General features: G+C 70.1%; 23 protein-coding genes, 1 tRNA gene and 1 other RNA gene. 14 read left to right on the top strand and 11 right to left on the bottom strand.

Features of this window, described 5'->3' with window-relative positions:
* Positions 1–15: 15 nt before the first annotated feature.
* The 5 genes from AB0J36_RS31555 to AB0J36_RS31535 all read right to left on the bottom strand — a co-directional run bounded on the left by AB0J36_RS31555 (position 16) and on the right by AB0J36_RS31535 (position 4,902).
* Positions 16–1,689 (bottom strand): ABC transporter substrate-binding protein, encoded by a 1,674-nt coding sequence (locus AB0J36_RS31555; RefSeq protein ID WP_357132903.1) that lies wholly within the window; start codon positions 1,687–1,689, stop codon positions 16–18.
* Positions 1,690–1,943: 254 nt separating this feature from the next.
* Entirely contained in the window at positions 1,944–2,387 is a 444-nt protein-coding gene (locus AB0J36_RS31550) for a hypothetical protein (RefSeq protein ID WP_357132905.1), read from the bottom strand.
* Positions 2,388–2,473: 86 nt separating this feature from the next.
* On the bottom strand, positions 2,474–3,067 hold the full coding sequence (gene recR, locus AB0J36_RS31545; RefSeq protein WP_355052561.1) for a recombination mediator RecR: 594 nt from the start codon (positions 3,065–3,067) through the stop codon (positions 2,474–2,476).
* A gap of 8 nt (positions 3,068–3,075) precedes the next feature.
* Positions 3,076–3,384, bottom strand: a complete 309-nt coding sequence (locus AB0J36_RS31540) for a YbaB/EbfC family nucleoid-associated protein (RefSeq protein WP_357132973.1) — start codon at positions 3,382–3,384, stop codon at positions 3,076–3,078.
* A 258-nt stretch (positions 3,385–3,642) separates the two neighbouring features.
* The gene (locus AB0J36_RS31535; RefSeq protein WP_363661496.1) at positions 3,643–4,902 is read right to left on the bottom strand and encodes a hypothetical protein; all 1,260 of its coding nucleotides are present in this window, start codon (positions 4,900–4,902) and stop codon (positions 3,643–3,645) included.
* A 97-nt stretch (positions 4,903–4,999) separates the two neighbouring features.
* Here AB0J36_RS31535 and AB0J36_RS31530 point away from each other — a divergent pair, with 97 nt between their 5' ends.
* Entirely contained in the window at positions 5,000–5,740 is a 741-nt protein-coding gene (locus AB0J36_RS31530) for a DUF998 domain-containing protein (RefSeq protein ID WP_357132909.1), read from the top strand.
* Here AB0J36_RS31530 and AB0J36_RS31525 read toward each other — a convergent pair.
* Both AB0J36_RS31525 and ffs read right to left on the bottom strand, forming a co-directional pair.
* Positions 5,637–8,498, bottom strand: coding sequence for a DNA polymerase III subunit gamma and tau (locus AB0J36_RS31525; protein ID WP_357172705.1), 2,862 nt, complete (start codon positions 8,496–8,498; stop codon positions 5,637–5,639). The two genes, AB0J36_RS31530 and AB0J36_RS31525, sit on opposite strands and share 104 nt — an antisense overlap.
* Before the next feature lie 181 nt (positions 8,499–8,679).
* An RNA gene (gene ffs / locus AB0J36_RS31520) (signal recognition particle sRNA small type) lies at positions 8,680–8,769 on the bottom strand.
* Positions 8,770–8,851: 82 nt separating this feature from the next.
* Between ffs and AB0J36_RS31515 the strand changes: the two genes are divergently transcribed.
* A tRNA-Ser gene (locus AB0J36_RS31515) sits at positions 8,852–8,936 on the top strand.
* Positions 8,937–9,012: 76 nt separating this feature from the next.
* Complete coding sequence (locus AB0J36_RS31510; protein ID WP_363661495.1) at positions 9,013–9,849, top strand: class I SAM-dependent methyltransferase; 837 nt, start codon at positions 9,013–9,015, stop codon at positions 9,847–9,849.
* A 63-nt stretch (positions 9,850–9,912) separates the two neighbouring features.
* Here the strand turns inward: AB0J36_RS31510 and AB0J36_RS31505 are convergent, their stop codons facing one another.
* Positions 9,913–10,155: a flavin reductase gene (locus tag AB0J36_RS31505; protein WP_357392898.1), complete on the bottom strand. Its 243-nt coding sequence runs from the start codon at positions 10,153–10,155 to the stop codon at positions 9,913–9,915.
* Positions 10,156–10,353: 198 nt separating this feature from the next.
* Between AB0J36_RS31505 and AB0J36_RS31500 the strand changes: the two genes are divergently transcribed.
* The 4 genes from AB0J36_RS31500 to AB0J36_RS31485 all read left to right on the top strand — a co-directional run bounded on the left by AB0J36_RS31500 (position 10,354) and on the right by AB0J36_RS31485 (position 12,575).
* Positions 10,354–11,121 (top strand): helix-turn-helix transcriptional regulator, encoded by a 768-nt coding sequence (locus tag AB0J36_RS31500; protein WP_363661494.1) that lies wholly within the window; start codon positions 10,354–10,356, stop codon positions 11,119–11,121.
* Positions 11,112–11,303, top strand: coding sequence for a DUF397 domain-containing protein (locus AB0J36_RS31495; protein WP_357172713.1), 192 nt, complete (start codon positions 11,112–11,114; stop codon positions 11,301–11,303). The genes AB0J36_RS31500 and AB0J36_RS31495 overlap by 10 nt, the downstream gene beginning before the upstream one ends.
* 130 nt (positions 11,304–11,433) lie before the next feature.
* The gene (locus tag AB0J36_RS31490) at positions 11,434–11,988 is read left to right on the top strand and encodes a hypothetical protein (RefSeq protein ID WP_357132975.1); all 555 of its coding nucleotides are present in this window, start codon (positions 11,434–11,436) and stop codon (positions 11,986–11,988) included.
* Between the two features lie 92 nt (positions 11,989–12,080).
* Positions 12,081–12,575 carry a hypothetical protein gene (locus AB0J36_RS31485; protein WP_357132977.1) on the top strand — a complete coding sequence of 165 codons (495 nt, stop codon included), beginning with the start codon at positions 12,081–12,083 and terminating at the stop codon, positions 12,573–12,575.
* A gap of 58 nt (positions 12,576–12,633) precedes the next feature.
* Here AB0J36_RS31485 and AB0J36_RS31480 read toward each other — a convergent pair whose 3' ends face one another.
* Positions 12,634–14,250, bottom strand: coding sequence for a carboxylesterase/lipase family protein (locus AB0J36_RS31480; protein WP_363661493.1), 1,617 nt, complete (start codon positions 14,248–14,250; stop codon positions 12,634–12,636).
* Between the two features lie 176 nt (positions 14,251–14,426).
* Here AB0J36_RS31480 and AB0J36_RS31475 point away from each other — a divergent pair, with 176 nt between their 5' ends.
* On the top strand, positions 14,427–15,362 hold the full coding sequence (locus AB0J36_RS31475) for a TetR/AcrR family transcriptional regulator C-terminal domain-containing protein (RefSeq protein WP_357132922.1): 936 nt from the start codon (positions 14,427–14,429) through the stop codon (positions 15,360–15,362).
* 4 nt (positions 15,363–15,366) lie between these two features.
* On the opposite strand, the gene AB0J36_RS31470 is transcribed toward AB0J36_RS31475, so the two are convergent.
* Positions 15,367–15,999: a TetR/AcrR family transcriptional regulator gene (locus tag AB0J36_RS31470; RefSeq protein ID WP_357132924.1), complete on the bottom strand. Its 633-nt coding sequence runs from the start codon at positions 15,997–15,999 to the stop codon at positions 15,367–15,369.
* Positions 16,000–16,128: 129 nt separating this feature from the next.
* Here AB0J36_RS31470 and AB0J36_RS31465 point away from each other — a divergent pair, with 129 nt between their 5' ends.
* The 6 genes from AB0J36_RS31465 (at position 16,129) to AB0J36_RS31440 (ending at position 21,387) form a co-directional block, all read left to right on the top strand.
* Positions 16,129–16,878: an SDR family oxidoreductase gene (locus AB0J36_RS31465; protein WP_363661492.1), complete on the top strand. Its 750-nt coding sequence runs from the start codon at positions 16,129–16,131 to the stop codon at positions 16,876–16,878.
* 291 nt (positions 16,879–17,169) lie between these two features.
* Complete coding sequence (locus AB0J36_RS31460; RefSeq protein WP_357132928.1) at positions 17,170–18,027, top strand: isocitrate lyase/PEP mutase family protein; 858 nt, start codon at positions 17,170–17,172, stop codon at positions 18,025–18,027.
* Between the two features lies 1 nt (position 18,028).
* Positions 18,029–18,604 carry a histidine phosphatase family protein gene (locus tag AB0J36_RS31455; RefSeq protein WP_363661491.1) on the top strand — a complete coding sequence of 192 codons (576 nt, stop codon included), beginning with the start codon at positions 18,029–18,031 and terminating at the stop codon, positions 18,602–18,604.
* Between the two features lie 13 nt (positions 18,605–18,617).
* Positions 18,618–19,730, top strand: a complete 1,113-nt coding sequence (locus tag AB0J36_RS31450; RefSeq protein WP_363661490.1) for a thiamine pyrophosphate-dependent enzyme — start codon at positions 18,618–18,620, stop codon at positions 19,728–19,730.
* A gap of 21 nt (positions 19,731–19,751) precedes the next feature.
* Entirely contained in the window at positions 19,752–20,606 is an 855-nt protein-coding gene (locus AB0J36_RS31445; RefSeq protein ID WP_357392895.1) for a TauD/TfdA family dioxygenase, read from the top strand.
* Positions 20,607–20,610: 4 nt separating this feature from the next.
* Positions 20,611–21,387, top strand: a complete 777-nt coding sequence (locus AB0J36_RS31440) for a class I SAM-dependent methyltransferase (protein ID WP_357132936.1) — start codon at positions 20,611–20,613, stop codon at positions 21,385–21,387.
* A 6-nt stretch (positions 21,388–21,393) separates the two neighbouring features.
* Here the strand turns inward: AB0J36_RS31440 and AB0J36_RS31435 are convergent, their stop codons facing one another.
* A complete protein-coding gene (locus AB0J36_RS31435; protein WP_357132938.1) occupies positions 21,394–22,167 on the bottom strand; it encodes a hypothetical protein in 774 nt (257 codons plus the stop codon).
* Positions 22,168–22,358 lie beyond the last annotated feature (191 nt).

Below are 22,358 nucleotides of genomic sequence, written 5' to 3'. Positions count from 1 at the left end.
ATCAGCCGATTGACGTCACTTCTTGACGCTGACGGTGTTGAACCGCTCGTCGGTCAGCGGGCTGGCCTTCAGGCCCTCGACGTCCTTGGTGACGACGATCGCCGGCGGCGCGTGCCAGACCGGCACGGCCGGCAGCCACTTGGCCGCGATGTCCCGGTTGACCTGCTCCCAGGCGGCCTTCTTGCCGGCGTCGTCGACGGTGCCGTCGGCCTTGGCGATGGCGTCGAACATCTCGGTCATGCCCTGGTCGCCGAACTCGGCCTTGCCCCGGCCGAAGAAGGTGCCGACGAAGTTGCCCGGGTCGTTGTAGTCACCGGTCCAGCCGAGGATGTGCAGGTCCTGCTTGCCGAACGTCTGCACGTCGTCCTTGAAGCCGCCGTTCCACGGGCGAGGAACGCCGTTGACCTTGATCCCCACGGCCTGGAGGTCGTTGGCGAGGATCGTGAAGATCTCCTGCGGGTTCGGCATGTACGGCCGGGAGACGTCCGGCGGGTAGTAGAAGTTCAGCGTCAGACCCTCGGCGCCGGCCTCCTTGAGGAGCTGCTTGGCCTTGTCCGGGTTGTACTCGTACTTCTGCACGTCCGGGGCGTAGCCGAGCACGGTGTCCGGCATGAACTCGTCGGCGACCTTGGCGCCGGTCGGGCCCTTGGTCTGCGCGAGCTGCTGGCGGTTGAGCGCGTAGGCGATCGCCTGCCGCACCCGCAGGTCCTTGAGCTTCGGGTTCTTCTGGTTGATGCCCAGGTAGAGGATGTTGAACGCGGGGCGGGCGATGACCTGGAAGCCCTCGTCGCCGAGCGCCTTGGTGTCGGCCGGGGCCGGGAAGTCGATGCCCTGGACGGTACCGGCACGCAGCTCCTGCTTGCGGGTGTTCTCGTCCTTGATGATCTTGATGATCATCTTGTCGACCTTGGCCTTGTCACCGAAGTAGTCCGGGTTCCGGTTGAGCGTGATCTCGCCCTTGGTCTTGTCCCAGCCACCGAAGGTGAACGGGCCGGTACCGACCGGGTGCTCGTTGGCGAAGGCGCTGTACTCGAACGAGTCGCCGTTCTGCTTCACCGTGTTGGCGTCGTACTTCTTCAGCGCCTCGGGGCTCGCGATCGAAAGCGAGGTCAGCGCGAAGGCGCCCGGGAAGGCACCCTTGTACTTCTTGAGCGAGAGGACGGCGGTTCCGTCGTCCTTGGCCTCGCACTTGTCGTAGATCGACTCGCCGGCGCCCTCGGCCTCGTTCTTGGCGAAGCCGCCGAAGACGTCCATGTAATAGATCATGTTCGCCTGGGCCGCGGCGCCCTGCATGTTGTACCAGCGGTCGAAGTTGTAGCAGACCGCCGCCGCGTTGAAGGGGGTGCCGTCGTGGAACTTCACGCCCTGCCGCAGCTTGAAGGTCCAGACCTTGCCCGTCGGGTCGTGCTCCCAGCTCTCGGCCAGGCCACCGGTCAGCTCAGCCGTGCCCGGCTTGTGGCTCACCAGGGTGTCGAACATCTGCCGGACCGGCCGGAACGACTCGCCGTCGTCGTTGAAGATCGGATCGAAGTTCTTCGGGTCACCGGCACCCGCGAAGATGAAGGTGCCGCCAGTCTTGGCCTCGCCACTGTCGCCGTCGCGCTCGCTCTCCGCGCAGCCGGCCGCGCCGACCGCCAGAGCGGCAACGGCCGCGATGGCCATGGCCGTTTTAAGCCTTCTCGCCTGCATCTCTCACCTCTGTCATGCGCATGACCACGCCGAGCTGTGGCTCGGTCCGTGTGCGGGAGGCTATGACATGTAACACCGGAAGCGGAACGGCCGTCAGGCAATCGCTACCAACCCGACACCTTGCGCAGACGTCTAACAGTCATCGGCAGGACGAACGCATCGAGCGACACATCGACCGCGTTGCTCTGGGACGCGACGAGGCCACCGTCGGCCACCGGATGACGCGGGCCACAGACGGCATCCGGAGCGGTCGATCAGGAAACGGGCGGTGGGCAGACCTCCAACCGCTCGACGTCCGCACCGGCCCGGGCCGCGCCCAGGTCGTGGAACGTCACACGGTGGCACGCGTCGACGCTGACCCTGCCGAACATCGTGCCGTAGGGGGCGGAACCGTACACGGTCACCACCAGGTCAGGTGCCCGGCGGACTTCCCGCACCTCGACCTGGGTGCCCTCCGCGACCACCGCCAACCGTTCGTCGGTTGGCGTCGGGTCGTCGGTGGCGACCACGGCGTCGCCGAACGACCGGGCGTTCCGGATCACGGTGGCGTCGGCCGCGGCCTCACTCGCGCGACTCTTCGCCGCGAGTCTCCGGCTCCCCACCTCGATCGTCACAAGGACACCGGCGAAGGCCAACGCCAGCACGGCCGTCAGCACCGCCGGAGCCCAGGACCGCTTTTCCGAACGCCGCGTCGCCACACGCCACCTCCCCAGGTACGCCGATGGGCCCGCGCTCATCGCGCGGACCCAGTCAGTTGTAGCCCACCGGTGACGATCTGTGGGGGTCAGACAGCCCGGCGCCCCTCGAAGGCACGACCCAGGGTGATCTCGTCGGCGTACTCGAGGTCGCCGCCGACCGGCAGACCGCTGGCCAGCCGGGTCACCGCGATCCCCATCGGCTTCACCATCAGCGCCAGGTAGGTGGCGGTCGCCTCGCCCTCGGTGTTGGGGTCGGTGGCGAGGATCAGCTCCCGCACCGCGCCGCCGCTCAACCGGGTCAACAGCTCCCGGATGCGCAGATTGTCCGGGCCGATCCCTTCCAGCGGATTGATCGCTCCACCCAGCACGTGGTAGCGGCCCCGGAACTCACCGGTCCGCTCGATGGCCACCACGTCCTTCGGCTCCTCCACCACGCACAGCACCTCGTCGGTGCGGCGCGGGTCGCGGCAGATCCGGCACTGCTCGGACTCGGCCACGTTGTAACAGGTCGTGCAGAAGCGCACCAGCTCCTTGACCTTGCGCAGCGCGCCGGCCAGCCGGTTCACGTCGGCGGGATCGGCCGAGAGGACGTGGAACGCGATCCGCTGGGCGCTCTTCGGGCCCACGCCCGGCAGTCGCCCCAGCTCGTCGATCAGATCCTGGATGGCGCCTTCGTACATCTGCCGGCTCAGAAACCGGGCAGGCCGAGGCCGCCCATGCCGCCGGTGACCGGGCCCATCTTGCGCTCGGTCAGCTCACGCGCCGCCTCGGCGGCGTTGTGCACGGCCGCCACCACCAGGTCTTCCAGCGTCTCCACATCGTCCGGGTCGACGGCCTTCGGGTCGATCTTGACGGCCTTCAGCTCGCCGGCACCGGACACGGTCGCGGTGACCAGCCCGCCGCCGGCCGTGCCGGTCAGCTCGGCCTCGGCCAGCTCGGCCTGAGCGACGGCGATCTGCTGCTGCATCTTCTGCGCCTGCTTCAGCATCTGCTGCATGTTCGGCTGTCCACCTGGGCGCACGGATGGCTCCTTCTCGCACTCGTCTGCTCGGCCGCCGACCAGCCTAGCCGCTGGGACCGACGTCGCCATGCCCGGTGCGTCCGCCCACGCCGGGAGCGCCACGGCTGGCAGATCCGGTCGTCGGCGATGAGCCGGGCTGGGGAGATCGAGCCGCCGACCTCACCACCCGGCTCGGCGGACCGACCCGGTATCAGCGACATCGCGTGCCCCACCCGGCGGGTACGCGGTGGCTGGTCAGAACCGATCGAGCTGCGCGCGGACCAGCGACTCGACGATCGGCACCGACCCCGCCGAGCCGCCCGCCGCGCTGGCGATCACGATGAGCTGGTCGCGCCCGGCGACCGCCCACACGCCGGGCCGTTCGGCACCGATGAAGACCGTCGACCCCGGGACGCTGGCCAACTCGGCCAACTCCCCGGGAGTGACCTGCTGGAGGTCGGCATAGGAACGCCGGAACTGGTTGGCCGACTCGGTCGAGTTGAACTCGAGCAGGGTGATCGAGATCGAGGTGCCGTCCGGTTGTGTCCAGGCCGATCCGGCCACGTGGACGACGTCGGCGTCCGCCTGCTCGGCGAGCAGGAAGGTCCGCTCCCGGGAGAGCGGCAGCACCCGGCCCAGGTCGACCTGGTCGTCGCCCGCGGCGGGCGCGACGGTCGTCGAGCCGACCGGTGCCGCCACCACCAGGGTGTCGAGCGCATCGAGCTGCTGCTCCTGCGCCGATCCGATCGCGTGCCAGGTGACGGTGACCAGGAGGCCGGCCACACCGAGAACCGCCACCACCCCGACGATCGGTGCCGGACGCCGCCACCACGGGGCCATCGTTCGGACGTTCGGGCGTGATCCCTGCCAGACGAAGGGTGTCGACTCCGGCACCGCCGGCGGGATCGTCGCGGCCCGTTCGTCGTCAAGCGTGGCGTCCGCAGCCGGAAGCGCGGCGTCCACTGCCGGAAGCGCGGCGTCCACTGCCGGAAGCGCGGCGTCCACTGCCGGAACCGCGGCGGGGGCCGGCAGCTCCGGCAGCGTGGTGACGGCGCGCACGAGCAGCACCACCCCCACCAGGCCGAGCCACACGCCACCGAGGAGGGTCGTGCTGGGGCGGTCCTCCAATGGGAAGCCGCTGACGTCGATGGCTGCCGTGGCGGGCAGGAGGGTGCCGATTCCCAGCACCATGCCGAGCAGCATGGCCGCCAGCCGCAGACCGAACCGCCACGGCGGGCGCACCCAGGCCACCACCGGCAGCGCCAGCAGGGCCACCCATCCGACGCACAGCGGTTGCCAGTAGCCGGGTAGCTCGGTCAGCGCGAAGGTCCGCACCTCGGTCGAGGGCGGACTACCGATCAGTTGGTCAAGCGTGGTCAGACCCGGACGCACGGAGACCCATGGCACGGTCCATGCCTGAACCAGGATGAACAGACCGACGACGGTAGCCACCGCGGACTTGACGCGACGACTGCCGGTATCGGCCGCCCCCTCTCCGGCAGAGGTGATCTTCACGGCGCACATCCTGACAGCACAGGTACGGCTACCACTACCCCGAACCGGCCGTCTGCCGGTAGTGCGCCGCTACCCGCCGTACTGGTCTGCTCGACGTATGAATCTCAACCGCAGTGGCCGCGTCGCCGCGCTCTGCTGGGCGGTGGCCGCGCCGATCTTCCTCGTGGCCAGTCTGATCACCGGCCTGCGGTGGCGCGAGCCGACCTACAGTTGGGCCACCCACAACATCAGCGACCTCGGCAACGTGCACTGCGGGATCTGGGACACCACCCGTCCCCGTCTGGTCTGCTCGCCCTGGCATCCACTGATGAACGCGGCGATGCTGGCCACCGCCGTACTGCTCGCCACCGGACTGCTGCTGACCTGGCGACTGTTCGGCCGGGGCACGGTGGTGCGCTCGGCGCAGATCCTCCTGCTGCTGGCCGCCGGTGGGTACGCCCTCGCCGCGCGCTATCCGGCCGACGTCGACGAGAACCGACACGTGCTGGGCGCGTTCCTGATCATGGGTGTGGGCAACGTCGGCCTCCTGCTCGCCGGTTTCGCGCCCGACTCCACGGTGCTCGGCCGATGGCGACGACTCTCCCTCGCCGCCGGGCTCACCGCGTTGATCGGGACCGTCCTGTTCGTCGCCCAGCAGGGCACCGGCATCGGGGTGGGCGGCATGGAACGCGTCGCCGTACTGCCCTTCCCGCTGTGGGCCTGCTGCCTCGGCGTCCTGCTGGGCGAAGCGCCCGCTACCGAGCATCCACCTCGTCGATCTTCTCAGCGCCGAAGGTCTCCCGCAGCAGCCGTACCGCCTGCTCCTCGCTCGACTCCCGGGCCGTCTTCTCGTCGATGACCTCGTCCAACGGCTCGTCGCCCGGGTCGAACCCCTCGTAGGTGGGTTTCGCCGCCGGGGCCGCGCCGCCCGGCCGTCCGCCGCGCAACGGTCCGTCGTAGTCCGGGTCGTAGGGAGGTTCGCCCGCCCATTCCGCGTCCGCGGTGGGCCGGCTCGCCGATGGGGTACGCGCACCGCGCCCCGCCGCCGCCGCGCGAGCCGCGGCGATGGCGCTGCTCACCGGTGCGCCACCGGCTGACGCCGGCTGCCGGGTCGCCGGTGTCGGGTTGTCCCGCCCGCCCGGCTTACCGCCACCGGCCAGCGCGCCGGGGCCACCCGCAACACCGGGTCCGCCGCCGTTGGCGATACTGCCGTTCGTCCTTGCACCGTTCGTGCCGGTCGATGCGGGGTCGCCCGACGTGGCGTCGGAGCGTGCGGTGCCTTCGGCTGACGCGCCGCCGGGGCGGGCAGCCTCCGGCCAGGCCTCGTCATCGGCCGCCTCGGCGGCCGGCGCTCCGCCGCCGGGGAGCGCTGCCTCCGGCCAGTCGTCCTCCAGGCCGGCGGCGGTCGAGGTCGGCACGGCCGGTGGGGTGCTCGTCGGGCCCGAAGCGGCAGCCGCAGCGGGCACCGCACTCGGACGGGATGCCGCAGGCGGCGCACTCGACGGGCCGGAAAGGGCAGCCACAGTCGGCGCGGCGCTCTGGCCGGGCTCGACGGGCGGCGCGCTCGTCGGACTGGCGGCGGCCGCGTTCGGTGTGGCGGGTCGGGTCGGCGCGGCCGCCTGGGGACGCGGGCCGGACAGCGACGCGGCACCCCGCTCGCCGGCCACCTCGCAGCGGATCTGCCAGCGCCCGCCCAACTCCTCGTAGAGCGCGTCGGTGAGCACCGCCGCGTGGTCGGCCATCATCTTGGCCAGCACGGAGGACTTCACGGTCAGGACCAGCATGTCGCCGTCGAGTTCGCGGACCACCGCGTCGCGCATCAGGGCGGCGATCCGCTTGTTGGTCCGGTTGACCTTGCCGACCACGTCGGGCCAGACCCGCCGCACCGCTACCGCGTCCAGTGGCGGGGCCGGCGTACCGGGGCGGGGCGGAGCGGGCGTCGCCGGGTCGGGCAGTACAGCCGACGGCGGTACCGCGCGACGCGGGGTCGAGCCGGTGCCCGGTCCGGCGGGCGACACGGGCGCGGCCGTCGGGGCGGCGGCCGACGCGCCGGGCGACACCGGAATCGGGGAGTCCGCTCCCGAGGGCGCGTGCACACCTCGGCTGCCCGAGGCGACATCGGCCGAGCCAGCAGCGCCACCGGCACCCGAGGCGGCATCCGGCCTGCCAGCAGCGCCACCGGCCGCCGAGGTGGCATCTGCCGAGCCAGCGATTCCGGCGGCCGAGCCGGCGGCGGTAGCGGTCGGGGCGGCCGAGCCGGCGGCGGTCGGGGCGGTGGAAGCCGAGGCAGCTGCGGTTCGCGGAGCCGGGGACGCCGTCGGGTCGACATCCCACGGCGGGGCGGACGTCGGGGCGGCGGCGGGTGTGGGGGCTGCGGCAGCCGGGACCGGAGGGGCGTGCTGTGGGCGTACCCCTGGGGTGGTGGCCGGCGCGGACCCGGCGGGGTCGGCGCCACCCAGGGTGAGGCGGCGTTCCATCCGTTCGAGGCGCTGGAGCAGGCCGCCGGTGGAGTCGTCCACGCCGGGCAGCAGCATCCGGGCGCAGATCAACTCAAGCAGTAGGCGGGGTGCGGTGGTGCCGCGCATCTCGACCAGGCCGTCATGCACGATGTCGGCGCAGCGGGAGAGCGTGGCCGAGCCGAGTTGCGAAGCCTGGGCGGCCATCCGCTCGATCTGGTCGCCCGGGCCGTCGATCAGACCCTTCGCTGCGGCGTCCGGCACCTGCTGGATCACGATCAGGTCGCGGAGCCGTTCCAGCAGGTCGGAGGCGAACCGGCGCATGTCGTGCCCGGCCTCGGCGACCCGGTCGACGGTGGCGTAGGCGGCGGCACCGTCACCGGCGGCCAGCGCGTCGCACATCTCGTCGATCAGCGCGGAGTCGGTGACCCCGAGCAGGGAGACGGCCCGGGCGTAGCTGACGCCCTCCGGGCCGGCGCCGGCGATGAGCTGGTCGAGCACGGAGAGGCTGTCCCGCATGCTGCCGCCACCGGCGCGCACCACGAGCGGGAAGACCGCCGGCTCGACGGTGACGCCCTCGGCCTGGGTGAGCTGCTCCAGGTACGGGCGGACCACCTTCGGCGGGAACAGCCGGAACGGGTAGTGGTGGGTGCGCGACCGGATCGTGCCGAGGACCTTCTCCGGCTCGGTGGTGGCGAAGATGAACTTGACGTACTCCGGGGGCTCCTCGACCAGCTTGAGCAGGGCGTTGAAGCCCTGGGTCGAGACCATGTGCGCCTCGTCGATGATGTAGATCTTGAAGCGGCTGCTGGCCGGCGCGAAGAAGGCGCGTTCGCGCAGCTCGCGGGCGTCGTCGACACCACCGTGGCTGGCCGCGTCGATCTCGATCACGTCGATGGAGCCGGTGCCGTCGGCGGCCAGCGAGCGGCAGGACGCACACTTGCCGCACGGTTCGGGGGTGGGGCCCTGCTCACAGTTGAGCGAGCGGGCCATGATCCGGGCGCTGGTGGTCTTGCCGCAGCCGCGCGGGCCGGAGAAGAGGTAGGCGTGGTTGAGCCGGCCGCTACGCAGCGCCTGCGACAACGGCTCGGTGACGTGCTCCTGCCCGATGACCTCGGCGAAGGTACGTGGCCGGTACTTGCGGTACAGCGCCAGCGTCACTCGTCCCGCCTCCTCTCGACCGAGCCATTCTGCGCCGGTCGGGCGCGGGTGACCACCCACCCCGCCGGGTCGCCTGGACCGTCGCGCTTGATCGACTCGGCTTCTTGGAAACCGGGGTGTCCGCGCGCCTCTGACAGCCCGACATCATGCACGTCGGTGTGGATCAAGGCCCCGGGAACGAAAAGGCCTCCCGTGCACCCGGCAGAGCTCGCTTATCCTTGCTGCCTTCCGGCCCTGGGGAGGTTCACGAGATACCGCCGCACGGGAGGTGACGCCAACCCTACCCGACGGCTCGTCGATCTTCGGGGGGTGGTGGGGTGTCCCGGTCGACGGCGGCCTGTATCCTGGCTCGCGGAGGATTCGCCTAGAGGCCTAGGGCGCACGCTTGGAAAGCGTGTTGGGTTTACACCCTCACGAGTTCGAATCTCGTATCCTCCGCTCGCGGAGCATGATCGACGCCCGGCAGACCGATAACAGGTCGGCCGGGCGTTGTCGTTGTGGTCTCATCGATGCCATGGCTGACTCGACCTGGCAGTGGGACGAGACGTTGTACGCCGGCAGCGCCCGGCACTACAGCGTCGGCCGGTGGCCGTACCCGCCCGAAGTCGCCGAGGCCGTCGGCACGGCGCTCGACCTGGACGGCACCGGCCGGCTCCTGGACGTGGGCTGCGGTCCCGGTTCGTTGACGCTGCTGCTCGCGCCCCTGTTCGAGGCGGCGGTCGGGGTGGACGCCGACCGGGACATGCTCACCGAGGCGCGACGCCTGGCCAGCGAGGCCGAGGTGACCAACGTCGAATGGCGACACCTGCGGGCCGAGGAACTGCCCGCCGACCTGGGTACGTTCCGGGTCGCCACGTTCGCCCAGTCGTACCACTGGATGGATCGGCCGCTGGTGGCCCGCCGGGTCCGCGACATGCTCGCGCCCGACGGGGCCTGGGTTCACGTCGGCGCCACCACCCACCAGGGCATGGCCGACGACGACCCACTGCCGTACCCCCGTCCGCCCTGGCCGCGGATCAACGAACTGGTCGCGCGCTACCTGGGGCCGGTCCGCCGGGCCGGACAGGGCTCGCTGCCCACCGGCACCCCCAGTGGCGAGGCGGAGATCATGCTCGCCGCCGGCTTCTCCGGCCCCACCCGGCTGACCGTCGAGCAGGGGATGGTCGTGCAGCGGTCGGTGGACGAGCTGACGTCGGCGGTGTTCTCACTGTCCAGTTCGACGCCGCACCTGTTCGGCGATCGGCTGCCCGCCTTCGAGGCGGACCTGCGCGAGCTGTTGACGACGGCGGCGCGGGACGGCTTCTTCGCCGAGCGCCGGCGCGACGTGAGCATCGTCATCTGGCGACCCTGACGCCGCCGCACTCGGCCGGTCAGCTCCCGCACAGCCCCAGAACCGCAGTGCAGCCCAGAACGCTCACCCTCGGGCGCGGGTCCAGGCCAGGAAGCGGTCGGTGAGCCGGGCCGGATCGACGTCCCCGAGGTGTTCGCTGGCCTCGCTCAGCAGCGTCGCGAGGTAGATCGTCAGCGCGACCCGATCGCCCCGGTACTCGCCGAGCAGCCGGAGCTTCGCCGCCGAGCAGGGCCAGGCGATGCCGCACGCCTGACAGCGCCAGGTGGGTCGGGTCGGCAGGTGGTTCCGGTGGCGACGGCGCGGCATGGGTGGACCTCCTTTCCTGGTGGAAGGGGTCACCCCGCCTCCGCGTCGGGGCGACCCCGGGACTGACGCCGACCGCCGGGCTGCTGCGCCTCCACCGGCCACGCCGTCTTCTGTGGACCACAGTGCGGCGCGTCACCGGGCACCTACAGGGCGTAGCTATATGGTTCTCAGATATTCGAGACATCCGATGGAGGGGCCGTGAACGACGCGTTGCGGGTAGCACTGAACGACACCGGGCACACCACCGAATCCCTCGCCGAGAACGTCGGCGTCGACCCGAAGACCGTCGCGCGCTGGTTGACCGAGGGGCGCATCCCGCATCCTCGGCACCGCCTGGCGGCAGCGGAAGCCCTCCACAAGAACGTGTCGGACATCTGGCCGGACACTGCGAGACGTCGTGACCCCATTTGGTTCCGTCCCTGGCAGGAAATCGAGCGCGAGGCGGTGTCCCTGCGGTCATACGAGTCGACCGTTCTGCCGGGGCTGTTGCAGACCGAGGCGTACGCCCGCGCGGTCCTCGCCGGCGCGGGCCTGATCCCCCGGAGCGAGGTCGAGCGGCACCTCGCCGTTCGACTCAACCGGCAGGGTGTGCTCAAGCGGGACGACCCGCCGCAGTTCACGGCGGTCATCGACGAGGCGATCCTGCGCCGGCCGGTGGGCGGCCGGTCGACCATGCGCGAGCAGATGCTGGCCCTCGTCGCGGCCTGCGCCGAGCCGCACATCCGGGTGCACGTCGTGCCGGCCTCGGTCGGCGCGTACGCCGGACTGAACGGGCCGTTCGTGATCGCGCACAGCCACGATCATCGGGTCGCCGGCTACCTGGACAACCAGCTTCAGGGACAAGTGGCTAGCGACCCCGACGACATCGCGGCCATGATGGCGGCATGGGAGAACGTGCGCGGCGAGGCGCTGTCGCACTCACAGTCGGTCGAGCTGATGACGGAAGTGGCGGAATCATGGAGTTGAATGGCGCGCGGTGGCGCAAGAGCACCCGCAGCAGCGGCAACGGCGGCAATTGTGTCGAGGTCGCCGACAACCTGCCCGGCGTGGTCGGCGTGCGGGATTCCAAGGACCCGACCGGTCCGGCGCTCGCCTTCACGCCGACGGCCTGGCGCGCGTTCCTGGTCGATCTCGGCGACCGCGCCTGAGTCCCCGACCACGCACCCGCCGGGCCGCCCGGTTCCGCAGCGCCGCGTACCGTGCCAGGCACGGACGGCGGCGAGGACGACCGTCGTACACATGTTCTATCCACAGGTTGTGGACGACGGCGGGGGTGTGATGGCGTACCAGCTCAGCGCGGTGGTCGCGGACGCGGACCTGCTCCGCGAGCACACCGCCGAGCTGGACCACGCCGTCCTCGGTGAGCTGCGTCAGGATTTCGCGCTGCTGCCGGTCACCCCGCAGTTGGTGGCCGAGCTGACCGGATCGCTACCGGACTACGTGGCGGACGACCGCAGCGCCGAGCAGCCGTTCGACCTCGTGTTGTCGCCGCCGCTGGTCGAGTTGCTGGCCGTGTGGTCACGTTCGGGGCCGGTGGCGTACCTGGAGGCGGAGTTCGGCGGCGGCGTCGGCCACCAGTCGGCCGTGGTGTGGCTCGGCGGGGCGCTGTCCTGGGGCCCGCGCTTCGACGACGTGCTGGAAGCCCCACGGGAGGAGTGGCCGATCAATGCGGCACTCGTCCGGCTCGGCGTCGAGCGTGGGGCATGGATTGATCCGTTCGCCGAGCTGGGGTTGCATCTGGAACGCAACACCGCCGGGTGGCTGGCGCACGGGCGGCGTCGACTCAGCGCCGACCACTGGGACGATCTGATCGAACAGTGGGAAAACCAGTAATCCGTCGGCGGGCAGCAACCTGAACGGCCCAGCCCCGTTGGGGACTGGGGGATTCCATGAAATTGCGACAATTCACGTTTATTGCCATGCTGCTGACTGCCGCCTCGATCGCGGGCAGCGGTGCGCCGTCCGCTGGGCCGATGCCCGCGAACCGGCCCGCCGGCGTAGTCGAGATCATCGACCTGAACGGCCTGCGCGACATCGAGTTCGGTGACACCGAGGCCGAGCTGACCCGCCGGGGCGTCCTGCGTACCGACCTGGACGCCTGCGGACCGGTCCTCGCCGGCCACGACACGGCCAGTCCCGTCTTCGTCGAGGACAAACTGGTGCTGCTGTGGGTCGGCGACCCGATGCGCACACCGGAGGGCATCACGGCCGGCTCCCCGGTCGAGGAGGTCTGGGACCGCTACCCGTCGGTCACCCGGCTGCCCGCTCCACAGGGGACACACCGGCTCGACGGGCTGCTCGCCCGCAGCGGCGACCGCGCGTACCTGTTCCTGCACGACGGGCGCACGGTCCGAAAAACCATCGCCGGGTACGCCGAGTGGGCGCGCCGCCTCTTCGACGAGGGCGCCGGTCCCTGCTGACCCGCCTCGGCACGGCGGGCGGCCGGTCCCACGTTTGGAACGACCGTCTGCTCAGATGTCAGCCGCGCAGCGACCGCCAGAAGTCGTACGAGTGCTCTGCCGTGAAGTCCGTCGTGCCCGACCCGCCGCCACCGGCCAGCACCCGCACGTACCCGGAGCGGTCGCGCAGTCGGGGCCACCCGGGCCGACCCGTCCGGGCGAAGTCGCTCCAGGCGCGGACCATCTCGCCGGAGAGCCGCCGCTGGGTGGGCGTGAAGGCCTCGGCGTAGTCGACGTCGAACAGGTACGGCAGTTCGGCGCAGTGGTACGCGCCGGTCGGGAAGGTCGGCGTCGGCCCTTCGGCGAAGAACGGCGCATCCTCGTCGGCGAACTCGTACAGGTACGTCGGCACGGTCCGGGCGAACGCCAGCGCGGCCGAGTAGATCGGCTCCGCGTACGCCTGGTCGGTCCACACGGCCCCCAACGCCTCGCTGGCGGAGCGCGTGTCGTCGCTCGGATAGCGGGCCAGCACCTCCTGCGCCCGGTCGCCGAACATGGCGCGTACCTGCTCGCGGTACTGGTCGTCGGTGAGCGGGCACGACTCGGGCGGCTGCCCCGGGACGGGCGGCTGGGGGCAGTTCATCCCGCTGCGTTCCATCCCCCACACCTGGAGCGTGGACTCGTCGCGGTTCGTCCCGGTCAACACCGGCACCGGGTGCAACCGGCCGCTGACCAGCGCGTCCGCCGGATCCACCGGCAGGGTACGGCCGTCGACCACCGGGCCCAGGTCGACGCCCGCGCCCGGGTAGCCGACCGCGTCGACGAGCGTTGCGGCGTCCCGCCCCCGAAGGCAGGCGGCGAGCACGCCAGGGTCGGTGCAACCCACCCGCCCGGCCAACTCCCGCGCCGCCTCGACCGCCTCCGCCCGGGTCTGAACGGGGTGGACGCACGAATTGCTCTGCATGATCGCGCGGTGGAACAGGCCCGCGGAGCCGGGCGCGGCGAGGTGGGCGCAGACACTTGTCGCGCCGGCCGACTGGCCGGCCAGGGTGACGCTGCCCGGGTCCCCGCCGAAGGCCGTCGCGTTGCGGCGCACCCAGCGCAGCGCCGCCTGCTGGTCCTGCAACCCGTAGTTGCCGGTGGACCCGTCCGGCCCGGCCAGCGCCGGATGCGCCAGGAAGCCGAGCGCACCGAGCCGGTAGTTCACCGTGACGACGATGACGTCGCCGTCGGCGGCCAGCCGCTCCCCGCCGTAGGCGTCACCCTGGCCGAAGCGGAAGTCGCCGCCGTGCAGCCACACCAGCACCGGTCGTGGCGTCCGAGCGGGGGTGCGGGGCGTGGTGACGTTGAGGTAGAGGCAGTCCTCGGACGCCGACGGGTCGTCCATCGGCAGCCCCTTCAGTTGAGCGCAGGCGGGGCCGGGCCGGGTCGCGTCGCGTACGCCCGTCCACTGTGGCCCGGGTCGCGGTGGGGCCCAGCGCAGCGCGCCCAGCGGCGGACGCGCGTACGGGATGCCCTCGAACGTCAGGTGGTCCGGCGCGACGCTCCCCCGGAGGGCGCCCTGGTCGGTCCGCACCACGGCCGCGCCCTGGCGATCGGCCGCCTCGGCGGCCGGGCCGACCGCCGTCGCTGCCGTCGCGAGGAGCGCGGTCGCGCCCATCGCGACGACCCACCGACGGTACGGGATGCTGGTCATCACAGTCTCCGATCATCGAACCCGGTACGGCGTACCGGCCGTCTGCGGCGAGCATGTCGATTCGGCGACGGGTCGACCAGGTAGCTCTAGTGCGCCCACGAGCGGCCGGCTGGAAATGTTGACGGACGGGTTCGGGTGCTCTAGTGCGCTAGGCTTCGGCCGGCGGAAGGGCGACCGTGCCGGAGATCGACGAGTCCACACCCCCGTACCTGCGCATCGTCGCGGAGCTACGGCGGCGCATCGCGTCCGGTGAGCTGGGCCCCGGCGATCGGGTGCCGTCCACCCGCCAGCTCGTCCGGGAACGGGGCGTCGCGATGGCGACCGCGAGCCGCGCCCTCACCGCGCTCCGGCAGGAGAACCTGATCCGGGCGGTGCCCGGCGTGGGCATGGTGGTCGCCGGCTCGGAGCCCGCGACGCCCGGTCGGGGCGGACGGGCCGAGGTGCGGCGCGGACCCCTGCACGGGGTGACCCGCGACCAGGTGGTGCGTACGGCCATCGGCATCGCCGACGCCGAAGGGCTGGCCGGGCTCAGCATGCGGCGCATCGCGACCGAGCTGGACGTGCCGACCATGTCGCTGTACCGGCAGGTCCACGGCAAGGAGCACCTGCTGCTGCTGATGGCGGACGCCGCCTTCGCCGCGTATCGGCTGCCCGGCACGCTCCCGCCCGGGTGGCGGGCCCAACTGGAGCTGCTCTGCCGGCTGCAGTGGTCGATCTACTGTCGACACCCCTGGCTGGCCCAGGTCGTCTCGTTGACCCGTCCGCTGATGGCCCCGCACGCCGTCGCGCACACGGAATGCGCCCTGCGCGCCCTCGCCGGATGCGGGCTGGACCGGCACACCCGGCTGCACCTGGTGGTCGCCCTCGCCAACCACGTGCGGGGGACGGCGGTGAACCTCCAGCAGGGGGCCGAGGCGGAACAGGACACCGGCCTGACCGATGACGAATGGATGGTGGCCCAGGCCGACGCGTTGGGCCGGCTACTCGCGGCTGGCGAGTTCCCGCACCTGGCCCGGCTCTCCCGGTCGGCAATCGACCTCAGCGCCGACAGCCTCTTCGAGTTCGGGCTGCAACGGCTCCTCGACGGGGTGGCGGCGCTCGTTCGAGCGTGAGCGCTCAGGCCGGGTTGTCCGCAGTCGCGGGGCGGCGCGCCCCGGACACGGCGGCGAACCCGGCGAGCGCGATCTCCGCCGTCTGCCGCAGCTCGTCGCGAGGGACCCCGGCGGCGGCGTGGATCGCCTGCCCCTCGGTGACGCTCATGACGAATCGGGCCAGCGCGGCCGGGTCGGCGTCGGTCGGCAGGTCACCCTCGGAGACGGCACGGGCGAACCGGTCGGCGAGGGCCCGCTCACCGGCCAGACGGCTGGCGGCGAGGAATTCCGCGACGCCCCCGTTCTCGCTGGAACAGGCGGTGCCGCCCTGGATCGACAGGCAGCCGGCCGGGCGGTCGGGTCGGGTGACGGCGAGCACGTTCTCGCGCAGGAGAGTGGCGACGACCTCGTACGTGGTGCCCTGGGCGATCGCGTGCCGCGCGTACCCCATGTCCTGTTCGGCGTAGCGGGCCACGGCCTTGCGGAACAGCTCCTCCTTGCCGCCGAAGGCGGCATAGAGGCTGGGCTTGTTGATGCCCATGGCCGCGGTGAGGTCGGTCATCGAGGCGCCTTCGTACCCCTGACGCCAGAACACCTCAAGCGCGCGCTCCAACGCCTCGTCGACGTCGAAGCCCCGAGGACGCCCTCGTACCGGCACGGTCCATCACCTCCGGCACCCATCCTAGCCGCGATGAAACCGATCGGTACAGAAATTTGTCGCACGGCCCAGGGGTTGCTACGGTCGGATCAGTACCGCTCGGTACACAATTTTCGAAGGAGACCGATCGTGGGACAGCTCGACGGCAAGACCGCCCTCGTCACCGGGGGCACCACCGGCATCGGCCTGGCCGCCGCCCGCCGCTTCGCCGCCGAAGGCGCGTACGTCTTCGTCACGGGCCGGCGCAAGGGCCCGCTGGACGAGGCGGTGAGCAGCATCGGCGTCAACGCGACGGGCATCGTCAGCGACGTCGGCAACCTCGACGACCTGGACCGGGTGATGCGGGCCGTCGAGGAGCGCGGCGCGGGGCTCGACGTGCTGTTCGCCAACGCCGGCGGCGGCGAATTCCGTCCGCTCGACTCGATCACGGTCGAGCACGTCGCCAGCACCTTCGACACCAACGTCTACGGCACCATCTTCACCGTCCAGAAGGCCCTGCCCCTGCTCAACGAGGGCGCCTCGGTCGTGCTGACGGGCTCGACGTCGGCGGTCAGCGGCATTCCGGCGTTCAGCGTCTACGCCGCGTCCAAGGCCGCCATCCGCTCGTTCGGCCGCTCCTGGGCCGCCGAGCTGATGGACCGGAAGATCCGGGTCAACACACTCGTGCCCGGCTCCACCGAGACTCCCGGACTCGCGGGCCTGGCTCCCAGCCCCGGGGAGTCGCCCGCCCTGCTCAAGACGATCGCGTCCACCGTGCCCATGGGCCGCCTGGCCCACCCGGACGAGATCGCCAACGCGGTGCTCTTCCTCGCCTCCGACCAGAGCAGCTTCATGACCGGCAGCGAACTGTTCGTCGACGGCGGCGAAACGCAGCTCTGACGGGAGAACGCCCGGTCGATCCGCAAGGGGACGCACCGGGCGTTCCCGTTTTTCCCGAGCGGTGGCGGCCGCACCAGCAACCTCTTCGCCCCGACCCCGTTGAGGCCTGGGGGATTCAATGGAGGGGCTGACCTGCCGATACTGACAGGTTGGCCGACGCATCGATTGACATCATCCTCGAATACCGACGGAGCCGCTTCCGGGCCCGCTCGACAAGCACTGAGATCGTCGGCAGTATCACGGGAAGAGGTGCCAACCTGCCCAAGGATCCCTAGTCGGAGGAGCCGCAGCGTGACGGTACGTCGAGAGAGGCCCGCAAGACGTCTTTCCGACCTGCTGACAGGGGACAGAATCGCGGTGGTCGCCGGCGCCCACGACGCCCTCTCAGCCCGGCTGGCCGAGCACCGGGGTTTCGACGCCATCTGGGTGAGCAGCTTCGGCGTCACGAATTCACTTGGCCTCGTCGACGAGGGTGTCATCACTCTGAACGAGATGCTGGATGCCGCCTGGCGCATCAAGCGCTCCACCTCCCACCCGGTCATCGTGGACTGCGACACCGGCTACGGAGACGTGATCAACGTACGGCGGCTGGCCCGAGAGGCGGTGGACCGGGGCATCGATGCGATATGCCTCGAGGATCAGGCCTTCCCCAAGAGGAACACGTTCCTGGATGGTGAACACCAGCTCGATGATGTCCATCGCTTCTGTTCGAAGATCACGGCCGCCGCCGGATCCCGGACCGCCGATGACTGCCTGGTGGTGGCGCGCACCGAAGCGCTCTCCCAGGGGTTCTCCGTGGACCACGCACTCGAACGAGCGAACGCCTACGTCGAGGCCGGCGCCGACGCGATCATCATCCAGCACCGATCCAGTGACATGCACGCGCTGGAGGCGTTCGCCGACGGCTGGCGCGGGAGGGCACCCCTCGGGGTGCTGGCTACCTCCATCCGCCAGACAGGCTTCGAGGAGATGCAACGCGCCGGCTTCGCCCTGGCCATCTACGCCAATCAGGGGCTGCGTGCCGCGGTCAGAGCCATGGACGACACGTACCAGTCCATCCTCGGAGCGGGCGGACGTCAACCGGCGGATCTGGCGCTCGCCTCGATGGAGGAGGTCCTGAAGTTGCAGTCGGAATCAGGGTGGAATTGAGATGGAGCTTCTCCTCCTGCGCCACGGTGAGACGGAGTGGAATCTCACGGGCCGGATGCAGGGACTCAGCGACACCCGTCTGACCCGGGCCGGCATCGACCAGGCTCACCAGGCGCTCGCCTCCCTCCCCCCGTTCTCGCAGGTATGGACCAGCCCGCTGCAACGGGCCCGCCTGACCGCCGAGGCGATCGCGGAATCGCAGGACATCCCGTGCCGGGTCGACGAACGGCTGATCGAACGAAGCTGGGGGGCCTGGGAAGGCATGCTGCCGGAGGACGTCGACCAGAAGTGGCCGGGTTGGCGGGCAGCGGGCCGGAAGCCGGACGGATACGAACATGACGAATCCGTCTTCCGCCGCTTCCTGGAATGGCGCGACTCAGTCACCCACGACGGTTCGGCGACGCCGCTCGTAGCCGTGACCCACGGCGGTTTCATGAGCGCGGTGGTCCGCGTTCTCGGCGGCTCGAACAGCGGGTACAAGAATCTCGAGGGCGTATGGATAGGCGAGGTCGAGGAACGGCCATTCATCCGACGCCACGAGGAGTTCATTCCGAACGCACGGAAGCTGACTCGATAAGGGACGGGTGAGCGTGGAGGCGGCAGGCGCAGCCAAACGAATCAGAGAGACCTTCGGCCTGGTCGTCGGTGTGCCGGACTCCTCTCTGACGTTCCTGGGTCCGATCTGGCAGCAGCCGGGCGAGGACGCGTCCGTGTGCACCAACGAGGGCTCCGCCGTGGCGCTGGCCGCCGGCTGGGCGCTCGGCGGCGGCAGATGCGCGCTGGTCTGCATGCAGAACTCGGGACTGCTGAACGCCTTGAATCCCCTCACCTCGCTGACGCACGCCTCCGTCCAGTCCGTCCCCCTGGTCCTCCTCATCGGAATGCGGGGCTGGGCCGGCGACGAGCCTCAACATGAGGCGGTGGGCCGCGCCACGACGAGCCTGCTCCGCGCGGCGGACATCCCGTTCCGCACCACCTGCGCGTCCGACCTGTCGGACGTCGTCTCCACGCTGGGCCTGGCCCACCAGCAGGCGGTTGCCAGCAACACGGTGACCGCGGTCCTGGTCGAGGCCGGCGCCGCGCGTCCGCCCACACCTCCGGCGACGGGAGGCCGTGCACTGGAGGACTGGACCAGTCGCGACGCCGTACGACTGGTCCTGGACACTGCCCCGTCCGGAAGCATCGTCGTCGGCTCAACCGGCTTCAACAGCAGACTCGTGCACGAGTACCGCACGGACCATCCCGGCCGGTTCGACGAGTTCGTGTACTGCGTCGGCGCCATGGGTCACGCGTGCTCCGTCGCTCAGGGTCTGGCGGTGGCCCGCCCGGACGTGCCGGTCATCTGCGTCGACGGCGACGGCTCGGCCCTGATGCATCTGGGAGCGGTGCTCCTGCCCACCGCGCTCACCGTCCCGAACTACCGGCACGTGATCGTCAACAACGGCAGCCACGAGTCGGTCGGTGGCGGCGACACGCTCGGATCCCGCTTCAGCTTCTCGGCCCTCGGGCACGACCTCGGCTGGCCCACGGGAGTGTTCCGCGGCCCGACCACGCCTGATGTCCTCACCGCGCTGGGCCGACTGCTGAACGCGACCGGCCCGGTGCTGGTCGAGATGCTGACGCGCCCCGCAGGCGTCGGCCCACCTGCTCGGCCCCGGCCGCCGTTCGTGCGGACGAGGACGACGTCCCATCGGTTCCGGTAGGACTCCGAGGAGGTATGAGTCGTGGATTTCACCCCGTACCAGGTGTTCATGGATCCCGCCGACGTGGCGCGCCTGGAGCGACAGCCGCGCGGGACATGGCGCCGGCAGGTGAGCCGGATGGTTGACGCCTGCGGCATCGGTGAGGTGCTCGCCACGCGCGGCATCGCGGTGTTGTCCGGGCTCGACGATCTCTCCGGCCCGCAGTTGCGGGTCGTCTTCCCCCTGATCTGCGAGGCGCTCGGGACGTTGATCCCACAAAGCGTCGGCCCCTCGGCACAGTTGCTGAGAGAGGTGACGTACCGGGGGAACGACCTGTCGGATCGCACGCTCCGCTACTCCGACAGCCGGGACGGCGGAAGCTTCCATACCGACGGCGTACCCGTTCCCGGCGAGGTGCCGGATCTCGTCGCCCTTCTCTGCCTGCGTCAGGCGGCGGCCGGCGGTGAACTCGTCTTCATAGACTCGCAGGAGATCCTGCGGCTGGCGTCGGCACAGATGCCGGACATCCTCGACGTCCTGGGTAACCAGTTCCACTTCGACCAGCGGCGCAAGGACGCACCCGGTGCCACGATCGTACGGCGGGTCGTCGAGCGCTCGGGGGCCGACGACCGCGCGCACCACTTAACATATCTGCGGGACTATATCGAGTCCGGGCATGCGATGCCGGGGGTGCGGCCGCTGACTCCGGCCGAGACGAGGGCCATGGATCTCCTCGACGCCGTGATGGCCAGCGAGGCTCTACACATCGAGGGGCGGCTGCTCCGGGGGCAGATCGTGATCAGCGACAACCGGCGTTACCTGCACGGGCGTCATGCCTTCGTCGACGCGTCCGAGGGCGCGGGGAGACTGATGCTGCGAGCCTGGATCAGGCGATGATCAAATGAGCAAGTACATCGACTTCCACGATCCTCACAATCGGGACACCTACGTCGGGCGGTCCGCGGACCCCGCCTGGTCGACGCTCTTCGCGCGACTCATGCGCCCGGAGGGTCGGTTGGTCGCCGACCTGGGATGCGGCGGTGGCATCTACACCAAGGCGATCGCGGGCATGGCACCGCAGCTGGTCGTCGGGATGGACTCGTCGCACCTGTCATTGGAGTCGGCCCGGAGCTACTGCCAGGGAGTCGACCGCGTGTCATTTCTGCTGACCGACGCGGAGGCCGTGGGCGCGGAGGACGACGTCTTCGACGGAGTCGTCGAGAGAGCTCTCATCCACCACTTCACGACGTTGCACCGCAATTTCCGGGAGGCCCGCCGCATCCTGAAACCCGCCGGCCTGCTCTGGGTCCAGGACCGCACGGTGGACGACGTCCTCCTACCGCCTTCGGCGGAGCACATCCGTGGCTACTACCTCGCCTTCGACGAACGGCTGAGGGCAACCGAGATCGAACGCCGGCGACGAGAGCCGGATGTCACGGCCGCTCTCCTGGAGGCAGGATTCCGGCTTGTCAACAGCAGCAAAGTCTGTGAGCTGCGCAAAGTGTTCCGCGAACCGGGCGAGTTGTACGAGGAGATCGTCCTGCGGCGCGGCCGGTCCCTGCTCCACGCGCTCAACGACCGGCGTATCCGTCAACTAGCCGACTACGTCGTCGAGCGGATTCCTCGTTGGCCGGCGGTCGAACGCGACACCTGGACGGTCTGGATCGCCGAAAAGTAGCCGCTGTCATGGCGCGTCGAGGTAGGTGTTCTGCTTGAGAGCCGCATCCCAGAGGATCTTGATCTGCGACGCGTACAGGGTATAGGTGGGATTGCCGGGTCGCACCACGTAGGAAACCGTCGCCTGGTCGGCCTCGTTCTCGTGCAGGTAGTGCTGGACGCGAATGAGGGAATTCTCCGACAGCCGGTTCACGTCGATCGCGATGAAGGCCATGGGCATGATGCGGTCCGACACGGCGAACTGAATATTTCCGCTGCCCCGCAAACGGATGTAGAGATCCTTGAAGAGGTTCGCCTGATTCAGGTACCGCTGCTGACTGTGGCGCTCGGAGTCCGAGTACCTCATCCGCCGAAACCCCTCGAGGACGTCGAGGTCGCCCACGTTGAGCACCAGGAAGCGCACCTGCACACGTCTGTTGAGCCCGGCGAACAGATCCTTCGCGGCCACGAAGCCGGTCAACGTGGTACCACTGATGAAGACGTCGTGACGCGCCGACGCCACAGCGGTTCTCCAGTCGAAGGTGTGGCGTTCGACGAACTCGACACCTATTCCCCGATGGGCGAGCGTCCTCGCAATTTCCTCGGTACTCCTGGTCAGCACTTTCCAGCGACTGCTGAAGAGAATGAAGAAGTCAATGACGATCATCGCCAGGAGTGCTTCAATGAATGTGAGATGCAGATTTCGTTGATTGAGGACCTCGGTGACGACCACCGCAGTCAGCGCGAATATCGCCTGAAGCGTGATGAATGCCGCGTCCAAGAACCTCAGAAGCCTCTTCATCGCCACTCCCCGAAACGGCCGAGTCGATGGAATTCAAGTGTGCGGAACCGCCTGGACACCGGAAGCTCATAGAGTTACCACAGTTAATGTGATGATCGCAACCAGTAGAAATTTCGTCTCTTCTGCAAAGTCTCACGCAGACCTTGACGGCGGAGAACAAGCAGCGCGCCGGGGACCGTACGGTCCCCGGC

It is taken from the genome of Micromonospora sp. NPDC049662 (assembly GCF_040675055.1).
Lineage (GTDB): Bacteria > Actinomycetota > Actinomycetes > Mycobacteriales > Micromonosporaceae > Micromonospora.
This window is presented reverse-complemented; position numbering and strand designations above follow the sequence as displayed.

Bases quoted from the DNA above. Each gene is read 5' to 3' on its own strand.
- AB0J36_RS31495 (WP_357172713.1), top strand. From the start codon at position 11,112: ATGGAGTTGAATGGCGCGCGGTGGCGCAAGAGCACCCGCAGCAGCGGC.
- AB0J36_RS31490 (WP_357132975.1), top strand. From the start codon at position 11,434: ATGGCGTACCAGCTCAGCGCGGTGGTCGCGGACGCGGACCTGCTCCGC.
- AB0J36_RS31540 (WP_357132973.1), bottom strand. From the start codon at position 3,384: ATGCAGCAGATGCTGAAGCAGGCGCAGAAGATGCAGCAGCAGATCGCC.
- AB0J36_RS31435 (WP_357132938.1), bottom strand. From the start codon at position 22,167: ATGAAGAGGCTTCTGAGGTTCTTGGACGCGGCATTCATCACGCTTCAG.
- AB0J36_RS31480 (WP_363661493.1), bottom strand. From the start codon at position 14,250: ATGACCAGCATCCCGTACCGTCGGTGGGTCGTCGCGATGGGCGCGACC.
- AB0J36_RS31505 (WP_357392898.1), bottom strand. From the start codon at position 10,155: ATGCCGCGCCGTCGCCACCGGAACCACCTGCCGACCCGACCCACCTGG.
- recR (WP_355052561.1), bottom strand. From the start codon at position 3,067: ATGTACGAAGGCGCCATCCAGGATCTGATCGACGAGCTGGGGCGACTG.
- AB0J36_RS31440 (WP_357132936.1), top strand. From the start codon at position 20,611: ATGAGCAAGTACATCGACTTCCACGATCCTCACAATCGGGACACCTAC.
- AB0J36_RS31455 (WP_363661491.1), top strand. From the start codon at position 18,029: ATGGAGCTTCTCCTCCTGCGCCACGGTGAGACGGAGTGGAATCTCACG.
- AB0J36_RS31510 (WP_363661495.1), top strand. From the start codon at position 9,013: ATGGCTGACTCGACCTGGCAGTGGGACGAGACGTTGTACGCCGGCAGC.
- AB0J36_RS31530 (WP_357132909.1), top strand. From the start codon at position 5,000: ATGAATCTCAACCGCAGTGGCCGCGTCGCCGCGCTCTGCTGGGCGGTG.
- AB0J36_RS31555 (WP_357132903.1), bottom strand. From the start codon at position 1,689: ATGCAGGCGAGAAGGCTTAAAACGGCCATGGCCATCGCGGCCGTTGCC.